The sequence below is a fragment of the Mesobacillus sp. QJM3NY_10 genome (genome assembly GCF_056173465.1).
On the sequence record NZ_CM149675.1, the window covers coordinates 2,946,046 to 2,964,863 of the forward strand.

Here is an 18,818-nt window from a genome sequence, read left to right on the forward strand (position 1 = left end):
ATTTCCTCAGGATTTTCTTCGTTTAAAATTGGTTTAGATACTTTTTAGCATGCTCCTGCAGCTTGCTGTAGAGGATATCTTCGTTGAAATCTTCCTGTTCAAGTATTTCCGCAAGTATTCCCTCTTTTATAAAATCAACCTCAATTTGTGCTGAATAGACAAAAGTAGCATTGCCGATCAAATCGATTGTATAAGTGTCATCTTCTTTATGGACAGCGCATTGAACCATCCCGCCATTATTGTACACATTTATTGGCTGGTCAAGTTCATTCTCCCCCATCAGGCATGTGACGAGTGTGGATGCTGACATCGCTGTTCCACAAGCATTCGTATAGCCTACTCCTCGCTCATAGGTTCTCACATAGATACTCCCTTTTCCAAGGAGCCTGATAAAGCTGACATTGACTCCGTCAGGAAATAAATCATTAGGATTATTTACCTTTTCACTCAATCTGGTCTGCAAATCGGATTCCAATTGCTCTTTGCTGACTATAGCAGTCAAATGAGGATTAGGTACCGCGAGTGCTGTAAACGTCAATTCCTCAGACAACTGCGGAATCTTCTCCTGAATCAGTGTCACCTGGTCAAGATTTAACGGCAAATCCTTTAAATCAAATGTTACTGGCGAAATTTCCACCTGGTAAGTTGGGATATCAGTGAAAATCTCCTCATGCTTCTTCACCTTGAGGTTGGCTTTCATCGTTTCAATCACTGCTTCATCGACACCAAGCTTCTCACATACATAACGGCCTGCACAGCGAAGTCCATTGCCGCACATGGATGCTTCTGTACCATCAGAGTTAAAAATCCGATATTGGGCATCTGCAACCTTGCTTGGACGGATGAACAAGATTCCATCTGCACCCAGTGTTGATTCCCTGTCACAAAGCGCCAATGCAAGATCACGCCTTTTAAAATCATCAAATTTATAATTCCGGTCAGTTTCATCTATCAATAGAAAGTCATTATTCGAACCATGACATTTAATTAAATCAATTATCATTATAACGCCCCCAAAACACTTCGTTATATTACAAGATGCCATAAATAATGGAATTGTTCAATATAGAAGGTGATAAGGGGTAAAATTCGTGTTATTTTTTTTGCCTTCTGCTTTTACCCTTTTTCTTTGTTCAGACGAGTTTCGGGCAATGCAAGCCTTCTGCTTTTACCCTTTTTCTTTGTTCAGACGAGTTTGAGGCAATGCACCGCTTCTGCTTTTACCTTTGTACGAAAAAAGAACCAGCTTTTGGTTTGCTGGTTCTCCAGGTATTAAGATGCCATTTTTCTGCATTCTTCTGCACATTTAAAGCAAGCATCAGCACATTGTTGGCAATGTTCATGGTCATGCTTTTGGCATTCATTACCGCAAGCTTCACAAATTTCCGCGCACAAGCCGCAAATCTGGTTCACAAAGTGGCTGTTTGTCTGCATTGCCGTTACTGCCATGCCGCATATTTCAGCACATTCCCTGTCCATTCTAATGCATTCTGCCATCATTTTTACATTTTCTTCTTTTAAACAGGAATCAAAACAAACATTACAAGCTTCAATACATTCTATGCACGCCTGGATACAATCCTGATATTGTTGGTTTACCATGTCCCAACCTCCTTCTAGTTTCTTTATTTGTTAACCTCTTCGAATCGAAGATAAACGAAACTTTCGAAAATGGAACAATTTTCAAATTAATGATCGTAATACATATAGAGGCTGGCAAGAGCAGCAAATACAGCCATCCGTTCTGCCTTTCCCATTGTATAGTCGAATGTTAGTACAGGAGTATTGGCTTCTTTGAAAAACCTTGTCCACTCCAATGGCATCCAGCCTTTTCGCAGCGTAGCGGTCGTATTGCCGTCTTCTCGGACAAGTTTAAAATCGCGAATGGAGCCTGGGGTCTTATCTATTTTCATCTTTCTTCCACCACCTAAGACAACTGAGCCAATTGTCTCTTTGTCTTTCTTTTTCTCTAAAAATATACCAATTATATCATTTTGCTCATTCAGTATTTTAAATCTATATCGCTCCTGTTTTAGCCTTCCTTGCAGATTTCCTTTTGAGTCATATATTCCAATTTGTTTTTTTATTCTTTTATCTACAAAATAAGGGATGAACCAGCGGTAGCTTCTAGTAGTGAGTTCTCTTAATTCTCCAGCCAGCATTCCGTCTGGAGTAAAAAAGAGTAGTCGTACTGCTGGCGCAGGAGCAAAAGCAATAAGCAGGTGGTTTTGCTTTAAGATTTGTTTATCATCATATCGATGAAATGATTCCGCGCTCTCTTCTGATTTGTTTTTATATAAAATAAAGCGATTGTAATGTAGAAAAACTAAAAACAAGAATGGCACTGCCACCAGGAACAGAGGTATATTCCAGGAAAACAGCAGGCTTGCCGCCAAAATCATCGTAAGAAGACCCGCTGATATAATAGAACCGTTTAAACTAATATAAGCTGTCTGCTGGTAATATTGCTGAATACTCATATCTATTATCTCCTTGAGGAAAATCTACTTCGTCATTCTAAGTCTATTAATCAAAGAGCCCAATCATTCTACCTTTTTTCAACATAAAAACCGGACAGGAGTTTTTCCCGTCCGGTTTTGCATTTGATTATTTCAATTTCAATGCATTTACTGCATTGATCAAGCCGTGGCCAGTTTGCTCGTCATAACCCGGTTTGAATAAATCTTCAGCAGAGTTCTGGATGATTGCCTTGACTTGAGCTGGAGTAAGCTTATCCTTGCCGTGCTTAGCGATTACAACACCTGCAAGTGCAGCAGTTTTTGGCGCTGCCATTGAAGTTCCGCCTTTACCGCCGTATCCATGACCAATCACTTCCTTGGTCGCAGGATCTAAAACAGGTACTGTGCTCCAGGCAAGATAGCTATTATCTCTTCCAGCACCAGTAGAAGGGTCATAGTTTGGTCCCAGGTCGCCGCCCGGTGCCATTACATCAATTTTACCTACACCATAGTTGGAGTAGAATGCAAGATTCTTCAAAGCTCCGCCAGCAGATACTCTGATCATTGTCTGGCTGCTAGGACTTCTGTGTGTTGCACCTGTGTCATCACCAGACAATTTCCCTGGGCTGCTAAGATCCACAGCATTATTCCCTGCAGAACCGACAACGGTTACACCTTTCTTAATTGCGTACTGGATAGCACGATTGAATAATTGAACATCCGCAACGATGTCCTTCGTTGCATAGGCAGGGTCCTGGAACCAGTCATAACCCCCAAGAGACATGTTTACTACATCAACATTATCATCTGCGGCTGTCATTAGAGCCTCAGCAATATGAGAAGTCGCAGCACCGCCAGTGGGTCCGAATACTCTGTATGATGCTACTTTAAGATCAGGTCCAACCCCAAGAGCTTCGCCTTTTGCAGCAATAGAACCGGCCACGTGTGTACCATGGCTATTTTGGTCGATTGGGTCACTATAGCCAGGAACAAAAGATTTTCCACCTGCGTAATTATCCTTTAAATCAGGGTGATTATAGTCGATTCCGGTATCAATGACACCAACAACGATATCCTCACCATCTACAGACAAGCCCGTCCCCCCTGGAAGTTTCCAGGATTCGCCGTCATTAGTTACCTGCTTAATATCCCACATGTACTGATTATAGAAGTCTGCACCCTCAGTCAGGTCTTCCGCTTCTACTGTCTCTCCATCAATCGTCTGTTCAGGATAAACAGTATTTTCGACACCAGCTTCTAAGACAATAGATGACTGCTTCACTTCCTTCAAGAAGTTAGCATTTTTAGAAGTAACCTCTACAGCTCCAAGCTTGTCCAATTTATCTTCCACCTGGCCGCCGGCTTTTTTGATCGCATCAGCATACCCTTCTGGAAGTCCCTGCTGGTCTTTAAAAATGACCAAATATGTATTTTCTGAATTTGTTTCAGCTTCCCCTTTTGTTACGCCTGCATTAAAAATGGTAGCCGCTCCCAAAAGGACAGCGAGTGTTCCTGCATAAAGCTTTTTTCTTGTCGACATATTACCCCTCCTTTTATCTTAATTTTCATTATATTCAAAAACTAAGTTTTAGCAATATAATGAATTCGACAGCCAAATCCAGTCATTATCCAGAAAAATAGGTATAAATTATTATTCACGCGAATATCATTAAGATAAAATTCCGTAGAAATATGTTAAAAGAATCATTTTTCCATTTGCGTTATCGAAACATTTCGACAAAATATCAGTTTAAAACAGTTCTTCTTTCCTAGCAAAAAAATAAGACCCGGTCATTGACCAGATCTTAATCTGCAAGCTCTTTTCTTTTAAAGATATATATTGCCAATAATACAAACAAAACAGTCATTGTTAAAGTTATACCTGTCGCTGGCCAAACATGCTCTGGCCACTTTTCGGTAATCAACCTTTCAGAAACATAGGGAAGGAGCTGTGTCGGACTCCATTCGAGGAGGTGCTGGAAGGAACCTCCTATTATTGTAGAAATAAAGACGGTAACAAGCGCTACCATACCGGCCGCGACTGGCTGCATGAACATTGCACTGCAAAGGATTACGAAGGACAATACCAATGTGAGCCATAATGAATATAGACCGAACGATTCCATGAAAGTGCCAAATGGAATAAACTCAAACAGAACGCCAGTATAATACCAGCTTGCCAACATTCCAAGGAACAATGAAACGACGATTAGTATAAGTGCAGCTGCCCATTTGGAAGTGATATAAGAGAAATAGGAAACTGGTTTGACGAGGATCAGCTGTGCGACACCGCTCTTTCTCTCCCCGGCAACTGTTCCCATCATGGAGAGGGCGATGATCAATATTCCAATCATCTGGTATTGTCCCAAACTCATGATAAAAACTTCTTGAGCAGAAGGTTCGGGTATTTCAAATACTGCCCCTTCTGGGAGGCCGCCAACAGAATTAAGGATTTCCGGCAAATAGTAGGTGGTCAGAGGATCCATCACTCCAAGCAAAATAAAGGTAATCGGCATCCAAATCCATTTATAGTCCCTTGCAATCTCCAGGAATTCTTTGTTTAGTAGCGTAAACCATTGCTTCATTTTTGCACCACCTTCATGAATACATCTTCGAGACTGATTGAACCGATTTCATATTTAGTGAGCGGCCAGTTCTCCCTGGCTGCCTGGATCAGTATAACCTCTTTAACTGCTTCAAGGTCTTCAGTGTAAATACTCGCTTTATTGCCTTCAATTTCCATAGAAACGATTTGGGGGTGTTTTGAAAGGGATTTTAAAAAACTGGAGGCTTCTTGGCTAAAAACAAGATCGATTTTTGACTGGTGATATTTCTCCCTGAATTCATCCATTGTTCCAGACTCAATGATTTCTCCATTGTGCAGAAACAAAATACTTTCACAAACTTCCTCGGCATCATTTAGGATATGAGTAGAGAATAATACAGTCGCTTCCTTCTTTAGCTTTTCCAGCAGTTCAAGAACTTCACGTCTGCCGAAAGGGTCCAAAGCAGAAACTGGCTCATCCAGCATGATCAGTTTAGGTCTATGGATAATCGCCTGGGCAATCCCGAGGCGCTGCTTCATTCCGCCGGAAAACTTGCTGATTCTCCTGTTTTTTGCATCCGCAATCCCCACAAGTTCTAACAGCTCAGCTGACCGTTCCTTCGCTTTCTTTGTAGTCAATCCTGATAGTTTTCCAACATACTCGAGAAATTCCCTTGCCGTCATCCAATCATGAAATACAGGATGCTGCGGGAGATAACCAATCAACCGACGATGATCACCCCCCTGCTTTTCCCCAGCGAAAGATATTTTTCCTTTTGTTGGTTCAAGCAGCCCAGAGAGCATTTTCAGTGTAGTCGTTTTACCTGCACCATTGGCTCCAATCAAAGCTACACATTTACCATTTTCCAACTGGAAATTTACTCCTTTAATCACTCGCAAGTCCTTAAAACTCTTTTCCAAATTTTCTACTTCGACTAGGGGCATTATTGATTTCTCCTTCCAATCACGAAATACAGGATAGGCCCAATAATGTTAACCACCAATATAACGATTGCCCAAACCCATTTCGGACCGTTTGTTTTTTCGATCTTTATTAAATCAATCACCGCAACAACTAATAAAATAACTTGTATGAACAATATAGGTGCAATTAAAGCCCAATTAATGTCAGCGAATAATTCCATTTTGATGACCTCCTCATTTGTCTTACATTCATAAGACGGCTGAAGTAAAAATTCGTTCAAAGAATTTTAATTTTAGGAGCGGATTTTTATAAAACATTGCGACAAAGTCAATTCTAATGACAAGCAAGAAACAACCGAGTGAAAAAAGCATAAAAAATATCCGACATACAATATGCCGGATAATGTATTTAAAATCTTATTTGTTACAGGAGCCTGAAAATGAATGGTATTCGATATTCCTGACCTTCATATGCTTTTATCGCACCTACAATGGTGAATATCATGGCCAATATCCCGATGACCCACAACATAAAGATCCCAATTAACAAGATGACAAGAATACCGCTGACAATTCCATATACAGTATAAGAAATAAAAAAGTTCATATATTCCCTTCCATGATAATCGATATAGCTGGAATCGTCCTTTTTAACGAGCCAGATAATCAGCGGTCCAAGAAAAGCAGTAAAAAAGCTAATAATATAAATGCCTGCTGCAATAAGTCTTTCATCATTTTTTGGCATTGTTTCCCCTCCAATACTCTTATAATTAACTTTACGGAAAAACAGTAAAAAAGTTTCATTAAAGATGAACTTTTTCATTATAATGAAAATTAAGGGTTTTCCTTTTAGAAGGAACAAAGTGTAGCTAATGTGCAGCAAAATAAAGACAGGATAGGATGGAAAATGAATAGGATACTACTTAAGAATGCAAAAGTAATGCCAATCATCTCTGAGCCAAAGGCAAATTGTGATGTTCTCATAAAAGAAGGAAAAATAATAAAAATAGAATCTGAAATTACGATTGAACCTGGGTACGAGGTTATTGATTGTAAAAACAACTTTTTGCTTCCAGGCTTCATTGATGTCCATACTCACCTCGGCCTTTATGATGAAGGTACAGGATGGGCCGGAAATGATGCCAACGAAACAATTGAGCCGATGAGTCCTCACGTTCGGGCGATTGACGGCGTCTACCCGCTCGACCCTGCATTCGGCGATGCACTTAAATATGGAATTACCACGGCACATGTTATGCCTGGAAGTGCGAATGTAATCGGCGGAACGACTTCTGTCATTAAAACGGCTGGAAAAAACGTTAAGAACATGATTATCCAAGAAACAGCAGGACTTAAAATTGCACTGGGTGAAAACCCGAAACGAATTCACAGTATGGGGAATAAAGATTCCATCACTCGTATGGGGATAATGGGAATGCTAAGGGAAGCTTTTTACGAGGCGATGAATGCTGAAAATCCGGAATCCCTGAGAGTTAAGCCGATCATTAAAGCTTTGCATAGGGAAATTCCTGTAAGGATCCATGCCCATAGAGCAGATGATATCATGTCTGCGATCAGATTTGCTGAGGAATTCAATCTAGATTTACGGATCGAGCATTGTACTGAAGGCCATTTAATTGCAGAAGAGCTGGCCGGCCTGAATTTAAAAGTTTCAGTAGGCCCAACACTCACCCGCCGTTCGAAAGTGGAACTTAAGAATAAGAGCTGGAAAACTTATCAGGAACTGACTGACCATGGTGTTGAAGTATCTGTCACGACTGATCACCCATACACCCCAATCCAGTACTTAAACCTTTGTGCGGCCATCGCCGTGAGGGAAGGATTATCTGAACAAAAAGCACTCGAAGGAATCACGATTTTGCCAGCAAGGAACCTGCGGGTTGATGACCGTGTCGGCAGTATCGAGCCTGGGAAAGATGCTGATTTGGTCCTTTGGAATCAACATCCATTCCACTTCAGCGCAAAGCCAATGTGGACAATGATCAATGGCAAAGTTGTTTATCAGATTTAGTCGAAAATCGCTGCAGATTCTTGGCAAAAAAACACAGAAAAAAAGGGTAAAAAACCTATTTTCTTTTTTGAAAATATCCTGTATTATACTCTTTGGAAATAAAATTTCATAAAGCAAAGTGATTAGGGAAGGCAAATGGTGCGCCACCAGTATCCTGGTTCTAGTGGGTTCGATTCCCACCCCGAAATTTTTTAGCAATACAAAAAATTTCGAGGGTGGCCGTGTAGTTACATTCGCACGAGATAGGACTGCCCTGCGTGGAGGGATACAAAATGCTCAAGAAACGCGATCTACATGATTGCCACGAATTATTTGAGCTGATGGCGCATCCGGAGGTCTTCCCTTTTGTGCGCCAAAAGGCACATTCATATGAAGAATTCGTATTTATTACAAAGCACACGATTGAAGCAGAAGAACAAGGAGAATTAATCTCCCGTACCATACTTGACGAGTGGGGAGCTCCAATCGGCACGATCAATCTATTTGATATTCAGGAAGGAGCCGGTTTTTTAGGCACCTGGCTGGGGAAACCTTTCCATGGCAAAGGATACAACACCTTGGCTAAAGACGCTTTCTTCCAGGAATTATTTTATGATATTGGGATTGAGACCATTTTCATGCGTATCAGGAAAGTTAATATCCGCTCTATCAAAGCAGCAGAAAAGCTGCCTTATGTTGTGAAGGCAAACGAAACCCGCAAGCACATTTATGAGCAGTTAAATGCTAATGGAGAGATTTACGATCTGTATGAAATTCCTAAGGATCAATATACACTGTACCTAAAAAGGTCTGGTGTCCAGGAAGAAGAAGCAGCCCATTTGTTGGAGGCATAATTCACCAATATACAAAACGCCCTGAAAAATACAGGGCGTTTTCTAATTGAACAGATCCTGCCCAGTTGTTTCTTCTCGCTCCGATAAGGAAGCCTCTGACAGGAATGCTTCGAGTTCGGCATCTGTCAATGTTTCATACCGTCCATCCTCAAAGAAAACCTGCGTCTGATTTGGATTGATCCTATTCATGTTAAACCCTATTCCCATTTTCAACACCCCGCAGAATTAAACTAAATACTATTAATTATTAGATAATTCAATTCGATTTGACTGCTAATTGTTATTAGTTTTCCCAACCTGCTTCTGGTTATTCAATTAGGTTTTTTTCAAAAACGGTCATCTATAACTCCTCAATGTACCATAAGAAAGGCGCAAGCGCCTCGTTCAGCCCCGACAAGCGCTGGAGGGCCGACCAGTGAAGTCGTTCTTTGACTTCATTGGGCGGATCGAAGCGACTCGAGGGGCTAGGCGCTGAAGCTGGACAATTCTCGAAGTGGAAATTTATACTTTCATTTCTGGAAATAAAACGCCATGATTGGCGTTTTTAATGGCTCCTCCTAAAGGTTTTCACGGAGAGCTTTCCCCAGCACATCTTTGCCGCCTGTAATAGGGATGATACTTCCCGTTATAAAGCTGGATTCATCATTCGCAAGAAAGCTGATAACCCTTGAGATATCTTCGCCTGTTCCAGGTCTGCCAACTGGTACGGAAGAGTCCCTGGCATTCAGGGATTCGATGATTGATCTTTCTTTCCATTCGCCAGTGATGTCACCAGGGCAGACCATATTGGCTGTGATCCCGTTTTCCGCCTCTTCCAACGCAAGAGTCTTTGTTAATGAAGCCAGTCCTGACTTAGCTGCGGCAAAAGCAGACCTGTAAATCCACCCAGGAGCCGACTCCACCCTGTCGAAACCAACTGTAATGATCCTCCCCCACTTCCGTTTCCTCATAGAAGGTATCAGCAAATTTGATAAATAGAAAACGGCGTTTAAATTGCCATTAATTAAGTAAGTCCATTCATGTATTTGATAATCGGCCATTTTCTTTCTTTCCGAAATATATGGTCCTGCATTATGAACGACTATATCAATCGCAGTGAATTCCTTCAAAGCCTGCGAAACAATTTTTTCACAATCTTCATAATTTGTTATATCTCCCTGAACACAAATATTCTTTGTGTTGAACACTTCCGATAGTTCCGCCGCTAGCTGTTCAGCCTCTATTTTGCTGTTCCGATAATTTATAATTACGTTTATACCTTCGGCAGCAAGCTGCAGTGCTGTTCGTCTTCCTAAACCGGTGGCACCTCCGGTAATCAAAGCCGTTTTATTTTCCACAACCTGTACCCCTCATCCTCATTAGATTACTTATCACTATACTAAAAAGAAGCAAGCTGTTTTGCAACTTTTAGCCTTCATATATTGGGAACAATTTGACTTTAACCGCTGGGCCGATGCCTGCATATAATATCCATATCGAAGATGGTCTGCTTGAAAGGCGGGATATAATTGTTTCCATGGAATCTATTGCCGTTCGACCGAAATACACAGAAGAAATTTTTAGAAATGAAACCAGATGAAATCGAAAATTATGTCCAGCAAATGATGGGCAAAATGCTCCAGCCGGATATGAAAGGGATGTTAAAGCCTGAAGAATGGCTGAAAGGTATGCAGCAGCAAAATTCATCTGATCCAGTCAAAGGGACTGCGAGATTAAATGCGGAAATGTTCGAAACTCATGATTTTGTTTTTGTAAGGGTTCCGCTTAAAGATGAGGCTTTGCTTAAACAAATGAAGCTTCTCTATACTTCAAATCAGGTAATCATTGAACACATTCCTGATATGTCAGATAAACACACATTAGTATTGCCAGCAACCGTTAAGCGGAAGGGTGCGGCAGCAAACTACAGGGATGGAGTACTGGAATTAAGGCTTCATAAAATCGTGGATATGCAATACGCAGAAATTGACATATCTAATTAATTGAAACGAATTTTAAGAAAGTCTGTTTTCGTATAGATTGTTGTTAAAATCCTAAAGCCGATTTTAACGTAATATAAAACCATTTTGCAGGTCTGTATTAAGTTTGCATGCTCTTTTCTCACAAAAGGGTCAACTTTACGAAGGAATAAAAGTAATTAAATCCTATTTTGTAGTCAAATAGCAACAAAGTTTGAGAAAAGAGCCTTATGAAAAGAATCTAAAAAAAGAACAGCCTGGCGGCTGCTCTTTTTGAGTTTATTATTTACCAATGAACATTTGTGTCCAATAGTTGCCTGTTGCTACATGGCCTACACCAATGTGTGTATAGCTTGAGTTTAAGATATTTGCACGGTGGCCAGAACTATTCATCCATGCTTTCACTACTTCCTCCGGTGTACGCTGTCCCATAGCAATGTTTTCACCTGCTGAACTGTATGAGATTCCAAACTTTTTCATCATATCAAAAGGAGAACCATAAGTTGGGCTAGTGTGGCTGAAATAGCCTTTGCTTTGCATATCGCGGGATTTTTCCCTCGCTACTTTGCTTAGTTCAGTATCAAGTGCAAGTGGTTTCAAACCATTCTTTGCTCTCTCCTGATTTGTCAACTCTACTACTTTTTGTTCATAGGCACTAACTGCTGAAGAAACTGGTGCTGCAGCAGGTTCTTGAGCAGGTGCTTTAGCTGGCTCCTGAACTGGAGCTGGTGCTGGAGCTGGTGCTGGAGCAGGTTCTTTTACAGGTGCTGGTGCTGTTTTTTCAACAGGCTCCTGTACATTATTGTTAGTAGGCTGAGCTTGTTTCCATGAAAATTGGTAGTTCTTAAAATACTTTTGTAAGATAGAATTGATTTGTTCATTGCTTACATTTCCACTTTGATAGTAGTAAACCTTTGATTGTATAGTAGATGCATCTGCTTTATCCATAGCTGGATTTGCTGCGAATAAGGCAGCTGCAGCAAAAGCTGTAAGAATCATTTTCTTGTTCATTCCCGAATTCCTCCCGAAAATTTAGTTTGTCTCTCTCTTGCAAACTAATCATATCATGGGATTTTTGTAATAAACCTGGATTAAAAAGGAAATACTATTATTCAATAGATAATAATTCTGTTAAATATTTCATATTGAGCCTGAATGTCATAGATTAAAAGGCTTTCAAAGTAATTTTTAATATTAAGATTTAATTCTAGCTTTTTCCTATTTATATTTTCCACACCAGTTTAACCAAAAAGAGGAATAATAAAGATATTGACAGCCTTTAAGATTTACATCATAGATGACATTTTTTTCGTTAATATGACAATCATTAATGTATGTTACACGATAAAGTGGAATCACTCAGTTCTGACCTCCATTAGCATGAGACAGTGGTAAAATGAAAAAAAAGCGGCAATCGCCGCTTTCCCTTTTAATGTCCTTGCTCTTCATCAGACTCTGTATCATGGTCCTCCATATCCATTTCAGTGGATTTTTCATTTTCCTCCGGCTCACTTGGATTGCCGACTACAAATTCAATCTTTGGCATGTTATGCATGCTGCGTGCTGTAACGTGAGCAATGATATAGTAGGTTCCTTCCTCTTCAAATGACTTATTCCAGCGATAAATCCCGTTTTCGTCATGTTCGACCACTATCTTGTCATGTTCTTCTGCTTGAGAGCGCCAGATTTCGAATTTCACTTCGTCGGCATCCTTTACTTCTTCAGTACCATAAGTAACCTTAGCCTCGAAAGTAACGTCTTCATTTAATTGAGCTTTTTCAGGATTTGCTGTAAGCTCAACTTCCAAAAATTGTGGTTCTTCTTCTACTTCCTGCTGTGCACAAGCTGTCGCTAACAAACCTAGCAATACTGCCATTAAAGTAACCAACAATCGTTTCATTCAATTTACCCCTTAAATAATTTTGTGTTATCTTGGTTCCAAAATTCGGAAAGATGATTAACTTTATTAACAATCTCTATAATTCGACGGCCGGAAAATAGAGACTGATGGTCGTTCCTTTTCCTAGCTCGCTTGCTATTTCCATTTTACCATCATGTAGCTTAATTAATTTATCAACAATCGCCAGACCAAGTCCAGTACCACCATCTGCCCTTGATCTCGCCTTATTCACTCTATAAAAACGTTCAGTCAGTTTGTTGATATCCTCCTCTGGTATTCCCGTTCCAGTGTCTGCAATTTCAACTTTACAGCCATAGACGTGCTTGGAAAGCATGATTGAGATGCTTCCGCCACTTTCTGTATAGCGTATGGAATTGTCGATTATGTTCTGAAAGATCTGTTCGAGTCTCCCCTCATCTCCGTAAATGATGATATCTGGATCAAGATCAAGTGTTAAGCTGATGTTTTTTTCTTTCAAGGCTGGACCATACTTGGTTATAAAATCCTCCATGAGCTGTGCTAATGAAAAAGGATTTTTTATTAACCGGTATTCATCCGCGTCCAGTCTCGATAAATCGAGTAAATCCTCAACGAGCTTAACCATCCTGCCAGATTCCCTGTTGATAAGCTTTAAATATTTATTCTTTTCATCCGTTTCTTTTATCATTCCAGTTTCCAGTGCTTCGCTATAACCTTTAATATAGCTGATCGGAGTCCTAAGTTCATGAGAAACATCAGCGAGGAATTCCCTCTTTTTCTCATCCTCTTTCTGAACAGACTCTGACATATGGTTGAAGGCTTTTGCAAGCTCGCCAATTTCGTCGTCTGATTTAATATTGACCCGTGCTGAATAATCTCCTCCAGATACTCTTTCGGCTGCCTCCTTCATGGCAGCAAGTGGCCTCGTTAGCCTGCGAAGCATTTTAAAACCCAGGAAGGCAGCAATAACGATGAATAATACACCGCCAATCAGCCATAAAAAAGAAAAATCAACGGTTAACTCAGAGATTTTAGCGAGGGGAACATATAAATAAATAATTCCTTCAAGTCGGTTATTATCAAGGAGTGGAATTGCCACAGCAAGAATCTTCCTGCCAAACCTTTCCTCAAAACCTGATTTCATGACCGGTTCACCTTTTAAAAGCAGTTCACGCTCTTCCTTCCCTATTAATGTTTCATAATCAATTGAATATGGGAGGCAGGCGCTTAATTCTTTGGGGTTACTGACAAGAAATACCTCGGATTCCGACTTTTCATTATACCATTCAACCCGCTGCTTCATTTCATCGGTCAATGGGCCGCCTGTATAATCGCTGGCGAGGCGGTTTCCTTCTTCTAACAAAGATTCTTCAACTATATCGACATATAACTTTTCATAAAAAAGATAAGATAAAAAGAAGGAATACAATACGGTCACCAAAATTGTTGCAGTAACCGTCAGCCAAAGTTTTTTAAACAGGCTGTCAGAGAAAGAAATCATGTTGCTGGCACCTCAAATTTATACCCTACACCCCAGATTGTTTGAATATAGTCTCCAGTCCCCAGCTTCATCCTCAGCGTCTTAATGTGGGTGTCAACTGTCCTCAGGCTGCCATGGTAGTCCATGCCCCACACAAATTCAAGAAGCTGCTCCCTGCTTAGAGCCTGACCCTGGTGCTGAACGAGAAATACGAGCAACTCAAACTCTTTTAGGGTAAGAGGGACAATCTCTCCTTCCACACTGACTCTTCTGCCCTTCTTATCAATATTGATCTTTCCTAGAGTCACTGTATCTTCATCATTTTTGACAAAAGATGTCCTTCTTAACAAAGCATTGATTCTGGCTACAAGTTCACCCGGACTGAAAGGCTTGACTATATAATCGTCTCCTCCAAGCTGGAGTGCTCTTACCTTATCCCATTCTTCCCCTTTAGCTGATAAGAAGATGATCGGCACTTGTGAAAAGGTCCGTATCTTTCCGCAAACAGCAAAGCCATCTTCAAAAGGCATCATAATATCAAGGATTACAAGATCAAATACTTGTTCATGGAGTTTTCTCAACCCTTCAACCCCGTCAGCAGCATGTGCACATTTAAAGCCGGAATTCTCCAAATACATTTGAACAAGATTACGCATATCCTCTTCGTCATCTATGATTAAAACATTTATGGGATTCATACTATTATCTCTCCCTCGTTACTATTTGAAATGGTCCGTTGCCTACTTCCAGCGTTTTTTCGATGGTTAGGCTTTCCGGGTCAATTATATATACTTCGTTGCTGTCGTACCCAGCAACAATAAGCTTATCTGCAAAGAAATCAATTTCGAACGGATTTGCACCCACCTTTAAAGAACCCTTCTTTGTTCCGTCCTCTGCCAATTTATACAGCATATTCGATCCATGGCTCAGAACGAATATATCATCTTCATCCTTTGTGAAATCCACAGGCATTACAGGCGCTGAAATCTCTTTTATTAAACGTCCACTATTAAGGTCATATATGTGAATCAGCTCTTCAACTTCAGTTCCTTTGCCGTGCCCGCCAATCCATAGCTCATCCTTCTCCCTGCACATTAGTGCTCCGGCTGCTGCAGGATGGATTTCAAACCCTGGAAGCCGCTGTTTATTTTTCAGGTCGACTATGCTCAGAATTTCTTGATTATAACTGATCGCATAGAGTTTGTTCTCAGCCTCAAGAAGTGTCAACGGCTCTTTTTCTACCCTAACCTCATCAACTTCTGTTCCACCGATGTCGAAAAATCGGACACTGTCCCTTTCCTGATCTGCGAACGCAATATGAGTTCCATCCTCAACTAGTAATGCGTTTACGATTCCCTCTCCGGTTTTCCAGGACTCAATCTTCTTTCCTTTGCTTAATGAGTATAAGTCAGCAGTATTCAAAGCCTTTCCATAAAGCAATATCGTATCCTTATCAGGAAGGATCAGTCCTCCGATGTAAGGGCGGTCTACATTCCAGTCAGGTAATTTCTCACCCTTTTCCATGTCATAGAATGAAATTGTCATTTCCTTGATATTTATCGTAGATATAATAGAAGAATCTTTTCGTATAGGCTCAAAAGATTCAAAAGAACAGGCAGATAACAAAACAGTGAAAGTCGTTGCGGCAATTATATAAATCCACTTCATAATTTACTCCTTTTCTCTCACAAGTATCTCATAATATTATATCTCTAATTTGTGATAATTCTATGAAATCGAACTAGCGGGGGTATTTTTTATCAACAGATTTAGATAAAGGCTATTTTCGTAAAGATTGTTGTTAAAATCCTAAAGCCGATTTTAACGTAATATAAGGCAATTTTGCAGTTCGGAATAAAGTTTGCATGCTCTTTTCTCACAAAAGAGTCAACTTTATCAAGAAAAATGGTCATAAAATTCTTTTTTGTAGTCAAATAGCAACAAAGTTTTAGAAAAGAGCCTAGATAAAAAAGAAAAAACTTGCCCCCGTTACTGGTGACAAGTTCTAAAGTTTGTAAATGTTATTTTAATATTATTGCCTTTTTAACGGCTATTTCTTTCAGTTCTTCAGCAAGTACTTCTAGTTCCCATGGACTGTCTGATTCAATAATAAGTTCGTTAGGTTTCAGGTTGATCTTAAAATAAGAATCATGGAACCCCCCACTGAACTCAATTTGCCCCTGAGATACTATACAACGATGGTCTTGATCTTCAACCCAGCATCCCTTAACTAACAATTCATGGATACCTTCGACATGAACACTTTCTCTAACAAGTTCCAACTCCACGCGGCTTAAACCAGACATCAGAATTCCTCCTTGTTAATAATTGTCGAAATATTCTTTTCAATATTAGTGTACGAATTTTGTTAAAAACAAGCAAGTCTATTTCGACATTTCCTGGAAAAATGCTTCAGGATATGACAATGCCCAGTATAATACACCCAATATGAATTTACTATTTTGCAAAGAAAAAGAGACGGCGAACGCCATCTCTTTTTGGGTTTTATTCAGTTGGACCTTGCCAAGCCATCATGCCGCCTTGCATGTTGATTACATTATAGCCATAGTACTCAAGAAATTGAGTGGCTCTAGAACTGCGACCGCCTGAGCGGCAGACCATTACGTAAGTTTTGTTCTTGTCTAATTCATTCATCCTGAACTCTAGAAGTCCTAATGGAATATGGATTGCTCCCGGAATTTTCCCTTGTGCTACTTCACTTACTTCACGAACATCAACAACTTCAAATTCATTAGAGCCCAATCCGTTTTGCACTTCTGTTGGTGTCATCTGTTGCATTTTCAATTTCCCCCTTTATAATTACCAGGCGCTCATGCCGCCCTTAACATTAGTAACATTATTAAATCCTGCTTTTTTCAATAACTTGCTTGCCTGGCTGCTGCGCATACCGCTCTGGCAAATGACGACTACGTCTTTATCCTGTGAAAGTTCTCCTGTACGGTTAGCAAGCTGTTGAAGCGGGATATTCTTGAATCCTTTGATGTGATTTCCTTTATATTCTCCTGGAGTCCTTACATCAACGTATTGCACTCCAGCTTTCTTTGTTTTCATCATTTCACCTAGTTGTGCTGTCGTGATTTGATTAACTCCCTTAGTTGGAGCGAAACGGCTCCATAAGAAAGCCACAGCAAGAACGACAATTAATACATTAATTACTACATCCATCCGTATGCACCTCTTTATCATTTTAGTTATTCATGATCTTGCAGGGATGGAATCATGGTCATCCCGTATACCTATAAGGGTATTTTAAGTGACAAAAAACACCTTGTCAAGAATAGAAATCATATTATTTTCTGCTCTTGACAAGTAATTCTACAGCATCATTTACAGCCTGTGACGTTTCTCTGCCTTCTTGTATATCGTTAATCAGGCATTGTTCAAGATTTTTGCTGACAACCAAAGCAATCGTACGGTCAACTGCAGAACGGATTGCAGATAATTGGGTCACCACCGACTTGCATTCTTCCTGTTCTTCAAGCAGCCGGATGCTGCCCCTAACCTGTCCTTCGATTCTTTTCAAACGATTGACAATTTCCTTATTGTACTCCACCTTGCCACCTCCTATTGTGATGGACCAGTAATGGTATATCCTTTAACATTGTAACCATATTTTTTTAGCAATCTTGCACCAAAGTTCTTTTCCAATTCATTGGAGGCAATGATGACAATATGCCTGTTCGGAATTTCTTTAATATATCGTTTCAAATATCCGCAAGGAATATTTATTGCTCCATTTACTGGATTTTTTGCAGAATCCTGATAATCTCTAAGATCGACAAATACTGCATCCTTTTCATAATCCTTTACCGCTGGTAGATTTCTTACTGGGACATAACGGTTGAAAACTAAAGTGACCAAAAGGAGACTGATGATTAAACTTGTGAGCAACTACTCTTCACCTCTTGTTATATCTTGTTCATTACTGAACTTACAATATAAATAATATACCATTAGGGGTATAAAATCAATAGTTAAAGTTGATATTTTTGACACTTTTATTAAGACAGAACAAAAAGCGCAAGCGCCTCGTTCAGCCCCGACAAGCGCTGCCCGCCTTAAAACGCCACGTCCTGTGGCTGGCGGGTCTAGCACATCGTGTGCCACGGAGGGCCGACCAGTGAAGTCGTTCTTTGACTTCATTGGGCGGACCGAAGCGACTCGTGGGGCTAGGCGCTGGAGCTGGATTAAGAAAACCCGTATAGTTATCCACATTGAAATTTTTTTATAATTTCCTGATAAACAAAAAAAGAAGCAAGGATCGCTTCCTACTTTAATAATTTTATATCATTTTATCATCTCACACACCAATATATAAATGCCAATTAAGCGGTGGTCAGATATTTACTTCCCTGTTTCATCCTGGATTGCTTCAACCAGTTCCATATGCAACTGTAACAATATGATTTTACTCTCACTTGTCAAAGATGCTTCTAAAATTCTTTTTGTGGCAAGATAATATTTTTCCATTAATGTCCTTCTTGCTCTTGGATGGGAATTTTCATCCTTCAAATTTCTTTGTATAGCTTCTTTAAGAATGTCCTCTGGTGACTGGTCAGATTGAAGTCTTCGATTGTTCCATATAGTCCTGTACTCATTTAGTATCTTTTCATAATCCATTGCTAGCATCCTTATGCCTCCTGCAGATAATTAACTAGGTCAAACCCTCACTAGTATATTTACATAT

General features: G+C 40.1%; 24 protein-coding genes. 3 read left to right on the forward strand and 21 right to left on the reverse strand.

The window, feature by feature from the left end; translation table 11 throughout:
- Nucleotides 1-22 precede the first annotated feature (22 nt).
- From dapF to AC0VX7_RS14860, 8 genes are all read right to left on the reverse strand, one after another.
- On the reverse strand, nucleotides 23-1,003 hold the full coding sequence (gene dapF / locus AC0VX7_RS14825; protein WP_475424865.1) for a diaminopimelate epimerase: 981 nt from the start codon (nucleotides 1,001-1,003) through the stop codon (nucleotides 23-25).
- 269 nt (nucleotides 1,004-1,272) lie between these two features.
- Nucleotides 1,273-1,602: a four-helix bundle copper-binding protein gene (locus AC0VX7_RS14830; RefSeq protein ID WP_475424866.1), complete on the reverse strand. Its 330-nt coding sequence runs from the start codon at nucleotides 1,600-1,602 to the stop codon at nucleotides 1,273-1,275.
- Between the two features lie 86 nt (nucleotides 1,603-1,688).
- Nucleotides 1,689-2,480, reverse strand: a complete 792-nt coding sequence (locus tag AC0VX7_RS14835) for a hypothetical protein (protein WP_475424867.1) — start codon at nucleotides 2,478-2,480, stop codon at nucleotides 1,689-1,691.
- Between the two features lie 127 nt (nucleotides 2,481-2,607).
- Nucleotides 2,608-3,999 carry a S8 family peptidase gene (locus AC0VX7_RS14840; RefSeq protein ID WP_475424868.1) on the reverse strand — a complete coding sequence of 464 codons (1,392 nt, stop codon included), beginning with the start codon at nucleotides 3,997-3,999 and terminating at the stop codon, nucleotides 2,608-2,610.
- Between the two features lie 265 nt (nucleotides 4,000-4,264).
- A complete protein-coding gene (locus AC0VX7_RS14845) occupies nucleotides 4,265-5,044 on the reverse strand; it encodes an ABC transporter permease (protein ID WP_475424869.1) in 780 nt (259 codons plus the stop codon).
- Entirely contained in the window at nucleotides 5,041-5,949 is a 909-nt protein-coding gene (locus AC0VX7_RS14850; protein WP_475424870.1) for an ABC transporter ATP-binding protein, read from the reverse strand. Before AC0VX7_RS14850 ends, AC0VX7_RS14845 begins: the two co-directional genes overlap by 4 nt.
- Nucleotides 5,949-6,149 carry a PLD nuclease N-terminal domain-containing protein gene (locus AC0VX7_RS14855; protein WP_215033538.1) on the reverse strand — a complete coding sequence of 67 codons (201 nt, stop codon included), beginning with the start codon at nucleotides 6,147-6,149 and terminating at the stop codon, nucleotides 5,949-5,951. Before AC0VX7_RS14855 ends, AC0VX7_RS14850 begins: the two co-directional genes overlap by 1 nt.
- Before the next feature lie 203 nt (nucleotides 6,150-6,352).
- Nucleotides 6,353-6,673 carry a DUF4870 domain-containing protein gene (locus AC0VX7_RS14860; RefSeq protein WP_084135592.1) on the reverse strand — a complete coding sequence of 107 codons (321 nt, stop codon included), beginning with the start codon at nucleotides 6,671-6,673 and terminating at the stop codon, nucleotides 6,353-6,355.
- A gap of 162 nt (nucleotides 6,674-6,835) precedes the next feature.
- Here AC0VX7_RS14860 and AC0VX7_RS14865 point away from each other — a divergent pair, with 162 nt between their 5' ends.
- Both AC0VX7_RS14865 and AC0VX7_RS14870 read left to right on the forward strand, forming a co-directional pair.
- A complete protein-coding gene (locus tag AC0VX7_RS14865; protein ID WP_475424871.1) occupies nucleotides 6,836-7,960 on the forward strand; it encodes an amidohydrolase in 1,125 nt (374 codons plus the stop codon).
- 272 nt (nucleotides 7,961-8,232) lie between these two features.
- Nucleotides 8,233-8,793 carry a GNAT family N-acetyltransferase gene (locus AC0VX7_RS14870; protein ID WP_475424872.1) on the forward strand — a complete coding sequence of 187 codons (561 nt, stop codon included), beginning with the start codon at nucleotides 8,233-8,235 and terminating at the stop codon, nucleotides 8,791-8,793.
- Nucleotides 8,794-8,835: 42 nt separating this feature from the next.
- Here AC0VX7_RS14870 and AC0VX7_RS14875 read toward each other — a convergent pair whose 3' ends face one another.
- Entirely contained in the window at nucleotides 8,836-9,000 is a 165-nt protein-coding gene (locus AC0VX7_RS14875) for a hypothetical protein (protein WP_215033585.1), read from the reverse strand.
- A gap of 350 nt (nucleotides 9,001-9,350) precedes the next feature.
- Nucleotides 9,351-10,130 carry an SDR family oxidoreductase gene (locus AC0VX7_RS14880; protein WP_475424873.1) on the reverse strand — a complete coding sequence of 260 codons (780 nt, stop codon included), beginning with the start codon at nucleotides 10,128-10,130 and terminating at the stop codon, nucleotides 9,351-9,353.
- 171 nt (nucleotides 10,131-10,301) lie between these two features.
- On the opposite strand from AC0VX7_RS14880, the gene AC0VX7_RS14885 reads away from it, so the two are divergent.
- On the forward strand, nucleotides 10,302-10,775 hold the full coding sequence (locus tag AC0VX7_RS14885) for an Hsp20/alpha crystallin family protein (protein ID WP_475424874.1): 474 nt from the start codon (nucleotides 10,302-10,304) through the stop codon (nucleotides 10,773-10,775).
- Between the two features lie 258 nt (nucleotides 10,776-11,033).
- On the opposite strand, the gene AC0VX7_RS14890 is transcribed toward AC0VX7_RS14885, so the two are convergent.
- The 11 genes from AC0VX7_RS14890 to AC0VX7_RS14940 all read right to left on the reverse strand — a co-directional run bounded on the left by AC0VX7_RS14890 (nucleotide 11,034) and on the right by AC0VX7_RS14940 (nucleotide 18,760).
- Nucleotides 11,034-11,762, reverse strand: a complete 729-nt coding sequence (locus AC0VX7_RS14890; protein ID WP_475424875.1) for a CAP domain-containing protein — start codon at nucleotides 11,760-11,762, stop codon at nucleotides 11,034-11,036.
- A 418-nt stretch (nucleotides 11,763-12,180) separates the two neighbouring features.
- Nucleotides 12,181-12,651: a FixH family protein gene (locus tag AC0VX7_RS14895; protein ID WP_475424876.1), complete on the reverse strand. Its 471-nt coding sequence runs from the start codon at nucleotides 12,649-12,651 to the stop codon at nucleotides 12,181-12,183.
- 76 nt (nucleotides 12,652-12,727) lie between these two features.
- Nucleotides 12,728-14,131, reverse strand: a complete 1,404-nt coding sequence (locus AC0VX7_RS14900) for a sensor histidine kinase (RefSeq protein WP_475424877.1) — start codon at nucleotides 14,129-14,131, stop codon at nucleotides 12,728-12,730.
- Entirely contained in the window at nucleotides 14,128-14,808 is a 681-nt protein-coding gene (locus AC0VX7_RS14905) for a response regulator transcription factor (protein WP_475424878.1), read from the reverse strand. Before AC0VX7_RS14905 ends, AC0VX7_RS14900 begins: the two co-directional genes overlap by 4 nt.
- Nucleotides 14,809-14,812: 4 nt before the next feature.
- A complete protein-coding gene (locus AC0VX7_RS14910; protein ID WP_475424879.1) occupies nucleotides 14,813-15,778 on the reverse strand; it encodes a WD40 repeat domain-containing protein in 966 nt (321 codons plus the stop codon).
- Nucleotides 15,779-16,131: 353 nt separating this feature from the next.
- Complete coding sequence (locus tag AC0VX7_RS14915; RefSeq protein ID WP_475424880.1) at nucleotides 16,132-16,416, reverse strand: hypothetical protein; 285 nt, start codon at nucleotides 16,414-16,416, stop codon at nucleotides 16,132-16,134.
- Between the two features lie 199 nt (nucleotides 16,417-16,615).
- A complete protein-coding gene (locus AC0VX7_RS14920; RefSeq protein WP_475424881.1) occupies nucleotides 16,616-16,909 on the reverse strand; it encodes a rhodanese-like domain-containing protein in 294 nt (97 codons plus the stop codon).
- A 21-nt stretch (nucleotides 16,910-16,930) separates the two neighbouring features.
- Nucleotides 16,931-17,296: a rhodanese-like domain-containing protein gene (locus AC0VX7_RS14925; RefSeq protein ID WP_023627705.1), complete on the reverse strand. Its 366-nt coding sequence runs from the start codon at nucleotides 17,294-17,296 to the stop codon at nucleotides 16,931-16,933.
- Between the two features lie 124 nt (nucleotides 17,297-17,420).
- On the reverse strand, nucleotides 17,421-17,684 hold the full coding sequence (locus AC0VX7_RS14930) for a metal-sensitive transcriptional regulator (RefSeq protein ID WP_041968319.1): 264 nt from the start codon (nucleotides 17,682-17,684) through the stop codon (nucleotides 17,421-17,423).
- Nucleotides 17,685-17,695: 11 nt separating this feature from the next.
- Nucleotides 17,696-18,022 carry a rhodanese-like domain-containing protein gene (locus AC0VX7_RS14935; protein WP_215033578.1) on the reverse strand — a complete coding sequence of 109 codons (327 nt, stop codon included), beginning with the start codon at nucleotides 18,020-18,022 and terminating at the stop codon, nucleotides 17,696-17,698.
- A gap of 453 nt (nucleotides 18,023-18,475) precedes the next feature.
- Nucleotides 18,476-18,760: a hypothetical protein gene (locus AC0VX7_RS14940; RefSeq protein ID WP_475424882.1), complete on the reverse strand. Its 285-nt coding sequence runs from the start codon at nucleotides 18,758-18,760 to the stop codon at nucleotides 18,476-18,478.
- Between the last annotated feature and the right edge of the window lie 58 nt (nucleotides 18,761-18,818).

What these genes read in the sequence shown, in the direction of transcription:
- dapF (WP_475424865.1), bottom strand. Translation starts at nt 1,003, where the DNA reads ATGATAATTGATTTAATTAAATGTCATGGTTCGAATAATGACTTTCTA.
- AC0VX7_RS14830 (WP_475424866.1), bottom strand. Translation starts at nt 1,602, where the DNA reads ATGGTAAACCAACAATATCAGGATTGTATCCAGGCGTGCATAGAATGT.
- AC0VX7_RS14835 (WP_475424867.1), bottom strand. Translation starts at nt 2,480, where the DNA reads ATGAGTATTCAGCAATATTACCAGCAGACAGCTTATATTAGTTTAAAC.
- AC0VX7_RS14840 (WP_475424868.1), bottom strand. Translation starts at nt 3,999, where the DNA reads ATGTCGACAAGAAAAAAGCTTTATGCAGGAACACTCGCTGTCCTTTTG.
- AC0VX7_RS14845 (WP_475424869.1), bottom strand. Translation starts at nt 5,044, where the DNA reads ATGAAGCAATGGTTTACGCTACTAAACAAAGAATTCCTGGAGATTGCA.
- AC0VX7_RS14850 (WP_475424870.1), bottom strand. Translation starts at nt 5,949, where the DNA reads ATGCCCCTAGTCGAAGTAGAAAATTTGGAAAAGAGTTTTAAGGACTTG.
- AC0VX7_RS14855 (WP_215033538.1), bottom strand. Translation starts at nt 6,149, where the DNA reads ATGGAATTATTCGCTGACATTAATTGGGCTTTAATTGCACCTATATTG.
- AC0VX7_RS14860 (WP_084135592.1), bottom strand. Translation starts at nt 6,673, where the DNA reads ATGCCAAAAAATGATGAAAGACTTATTGCAGCAGGCATTTATATTATT.
- AC0VX7_RS14865 (WP_475424871.1), top strand. Translation starts at nt 6,836, where the DNA reads ATGAATAGGATACTACTTAAGAATGCAAAAGTAATGCCAATCATCTCT.
- AC0VX7_RS14870 (WP_475424872.1), top strand. Translation starts at nt 8,233, where the DNA reads ATGCTCAAGAAACGCGATCTACATGATTGCCACGAATTATTTGAGCTG.
- AC0VX7_RS14875 (WP_215033585.1), bottom strand. Translation starts at nt 9,000, where the DNA reads ATGGGAATAGGGTTTAACATGAATAGGATCAATCCAAATCAGACGCAG.
- AC0VX7_RS14890 (WP_475424875.1), bottom strand. Translation starts at nt 11,762, where the DNA reads ATGAACAAGAAAATGATTCTTACAGCTTTTGCTGCAGCTGCCTTATTC.
- AC0VX7_RS14895 (WP_475424876.1), bottom strand. Translation starts at nt 12,651, where the DNA reads ATGAAACGATTGTTGGTTACTTTAATGGCAGTATTGCTAGGTTTGTTA.
- AC0VX7_RS14900 (WP_475424877.1), bottom strand. Translation starts at nt 14,131, where the DNA reads ATGATTTCTTTCTCTGACAGCCTGTTTAAAAAACTTTGGCTGACGGTT.
- AC0VX7_RS14905 (WP_475424878.1), bottom strand. Translation starts at nt 14,808, where the DNA reads ATGAATCCCATAAATGTTTTAATCATAGATGACGAAGAGGATATGCGT.
- AC0VX7_RS14910 (WP_475424879.1), bottom strand. Translation starts at nt 15,778, where the DNA reads ATGAAGTGGATTTATATAATTGCCGCAACGACTTTCACTGTTTTGTTA.
- AC0VX7_RS14915 (WP_475424880.1), bottom strand. Translation starts at nt 16,416, where the DNA reads ATGTCTGGTTTAAGCCGCGTGGAGTTGGAACTTGTTAGAGAAAGTGTT.
- AC0VX7_RS14920 (WP_475424881.1), bottom strand. Translation starts at nt 16,909, where the DNA reads ATGCAACAGATGACACCAACAGAAGTGCAAAACGGATTGGGCTCTAAT.
- AC0VX7_RS14925 (WP_023627705.1), bottom strand. Translation starts at nt 17,296, where the DNA reads ATGGATGTAGTAATTAATGTATTAATTGTCGTTCTTGCTGTGGCTTTC.
- AC0VX7_RS14940 (WP_475424882.1), bottom strand. Translation starts at nt 18,760, where the DNA reads ATGCTAGCAATGGATTATGAAAAGATACTAAATGAGTACAGGACTATA.